This is a genomic window from Gilliamella sp. ESL0232 (assembly GCF_013346885.1).
GTDB lineage: Bacteria > Pseudomonadota > Gammaproteobacteria > Enterobacterales > Orbaceae > Gilliamella > Gilliamella bombi.
The window spans coordinates 1-3,269 of sequence record NZ_JAAEDW010000016.1; the positions used below are offsets into that span (position 1 = coordinate 1).

General features: G+C 49.1%; 2 rRNA genes. Both read right to left on the reverse strand.

Features of this window, described 5'->3' with window-relative positions:
• Positions 1–8: 8 nt before the first annotated feature.
• Positions 9–124, reverse strand: a 5S ribosomal RNA gene (gene rrf, locus GYW75_RS12250).
• 164 nt (positions 125–288) lie between these two features.
• Positions 289–3,187, reverse strand: a 23S ribosomal RNA gene (locus GYW75_RS12255).
• Positions 3,188–3,269 lie beyond the last annotated feature (82 nt).

The following is a 3,269-nucleotide window of genomic DNA, read 5'->3' on the forward strand; positions in this document are numbered from 1 at the left end:
ATTTAAAAGTCTGGCGGCACCCTACTCTCACATGGGTAATACCCACACTACCATCGGCACTACGGCGTTTCACTTCTGAGTTCGGCATGGGGTCAGGTGGGACCACCGCGCTATTACCGCCAGACATATCCTGTCTCTTTCAATTAGTATTGATATCTTCTACCATTATCTCATATCAATACTTATCTCTCAATCCGGAACAAACTGTTTTTTCAATCTCTATTCTCTTTTCGATGATTTTCTCATCTAGTAATAACTTCTGCGTAACCCAAAACAACTCCGAGTTGTAAGGTTAAGACTCTCGGTTCATTAGTATCAGTTAGCTCAATGTATCACTACACTTACACACCTGACCTATCTACGTCTTAGTCTCAAACGGACCTTACTGAATCTCTTCAGGGAAAACTCATCTCGAGGCTAGTTTCGTGCTTAGATGCTTTCAGCACTTATCTATTCCGCACGTAGCTACCGGGCAATGCAATTGGCATCACAACCCGAACACCAGCGGTGCGTTCACTTCGGTCCTCTCGTACTAGAAGCAAACCCTCTCAATTTTCCTACGCCCATGGCAGATAGGGACCGAACTGTCTCACGACGTTCTAAACCCAGCTCGCGTACCACTTTAAACGGCGAACAGCCGTACCCTTGGGACCTACTTCAGCCCCAGGATGTGATGAGCCGACATCGAGGTGCCAAACACCGCCGTCGATATGAACTCTTGGGCGGTATCAGCCTGTTATCCCCGGAGTACCTTTTATCCGTTGAGCGATGGCCCTTCCATTCAGAACCACCGGATCACTATGACCTACTTTCGTACCTGCTCGAGCCGTCACTCTCGCAGTCAAGCTAGCTTTTGCCATTGCACTAACCTCCTGATGTCCGACCAGGATTAGCTAACCTTCGTGCTCCTCCGTTACTCTTTGGGAGGAGACCGCCCCAGTCAAACTACCCACCAGACAGTGTCCCTTACCTCGTTTCAGAAGTATAGGTTAGAACATCAAACATTAAAGGGTGGTATTTCAAGGTCGACTCCACACACACTGGCGTGCATGCTTCTTTGCCTCCCACCTATCCTACACATTAAGGCTCAATGTTCACTGTCAAGCTATAGTAAAGGTTCACGGGGTCTTTCCGTCTTGCCACGGGTACACCGCATCTTCACGGCAATTTCAATTTCACTGAGTCTCGGGTGGAGACAGCCTGGCCATCATTACGCCATTCGTGCAGGTCGGAACTTACCCGACAAGGAATTTCGCTACCTTAGGACCGTTATAGTTACGGCCGCCGTTTACTGGGGCTTCGATCAGGAGCTTCTGCATAAGCATAACCCCATCAATTAACCTTCCAGCACCGGGCAGGCGTCACACCGTATACGTCCACTTTCGTGTTTGCACAGTGCTGTGTTTTTATTAAACAGTTGCAGCCAGCTGGTATCTTCGACTGATTTCACCTCCATCCGCATGGGATTTCAATTACCATCAGCGTGCCTTCTCCCGAAGTTACGGCACCATTTTGCCTAGTTCCTTCACCCGAGTTCTCTCAAGCGCCTTAGTATTCTCTACCTGACCACCTGTGTCGGTTTCGGGTACGATTAACTATAACCTGAAGCTTAGAGGATTTTCCTGGAAGCAGGGCATCAATTACTTCACTGCCTTAGCAGCTCGTCATCACGCCTCAGAGTTTCAGTGACCGGATTTGCCTAATCACACCCCTACACGCTTAACCCACCATCCAATAGGTGGTAAACCTAGCCTTCTTCGTCACCCCATCGCAGTTATAGCCAGTACGGGAATATTAACCCGTTTCCCATCAGATACGCCCTTCGGCCTCTCCTTAGGGGTCGACTCACCCTGCCCCGATTAACGTTGGACAGGAACCCTTGGTCTTCCGGCGAGCGGGCTTTTCACCCGCTTTATCGTTACTTATGTCAGCATTCGCACTTCTGATACCTCCAGCATGCCTCACAACACACCTTCTACGGCTTACAGAACGCTCCCCTACCCAATACACTTGCGTGCACTGCCGCAGCTTCGGTGCATAGTTTTAGCCCCGTTACATCTTCCGCGCAGGCCGACTCGACTAGTGAGCTATTACGCTTTCTTTAAATGATGGCTGCTTCTAAGCCAACATCCTAGCTGTCTAAGCCTTCCCACTTCGTTTCCCACTTAACTATGACTTCGGGACCTTAGCTGGCGGTCTGGGTTGTTTCCCTCTTCACGACGAACGTTAGCACCCGCCGTGTGTCTCCCATGATTCAACTTGTCAGTATTCGGAGTTTGCATCGGGTTGGTAAGCCGGGATGGCCCCCTAGCCGAAACAGTGCTCTACCCCCAACAGTCATTCATGAGGCGCTACCTAAATAGCTTTCGGGGAGAACCAGCTATCTCCCGGTTTGATTGGCCTTTCACCCCCAGCCACAGGTCATCCGCTAATTTTTCAACATTAGTCGGTTCGGTCCTCCAGTTAGTGTTAACCAACCTTCAACCTGCCCATGGCTAGATCACCGGGTTTCGGGTCTATACCCTGCAACTTAACGCACAGTTAATACTCGGTTTCCCTTCGGCTCCCCTATTCGGTTAACCTCGCTACAGAATATAAGTCGCTGACCCATTATACAAAAGGTACGCAGTCACTATTACCCAACGGTAACAGCTCCCACTGATTGTACGTACACGGTTTCAGGGTCTATTTCACTCCCCTCCCGGGGTTCTTTTCGCCTTTCCCTCACGGTACTGGTTCACTATCGGTCAATCAGGAGTATTTAGCCTTGGAGGATGGTCCCCCCTTCTTCAGACAGGATATCACGTGTCCCGCCCTACTCTATAAGCTTCCACATAACGTACCTTCGTGTACGGGACTTTCACCCTCTATCGTGCGACTTTCCAGACGCTTCCACTAATACTTTATGCTACCCGCTTGGGCTACTCCCCTTTCGCTCGCCGCTACTCAGGGAATCTCGGTTGATTTCTTTTCCTCGGGGTACTTAGATGTTTCAGTTCTCCCGGTTCGCCTCATCTAACTATGAATTCATTAGATGATAGTGTAGTTTCCTACACTGGGTTTCCCCATTCGGACATCGACGGCTATTACGCTTTTTATCAGCTTACCGTCGCTTTTCGCAGATTAACACGTCCTTCTTCGCCTCTGATTGCCTAGGCATCCACCGTGTACGCTTAATTTCTTAACCTTACAACTCACAGTTGTCTTGGTTTAAATTACGCTTTCTTCTCTTTCTTACTTATTCTCTTTTTATTTATAGATTGTTCAAT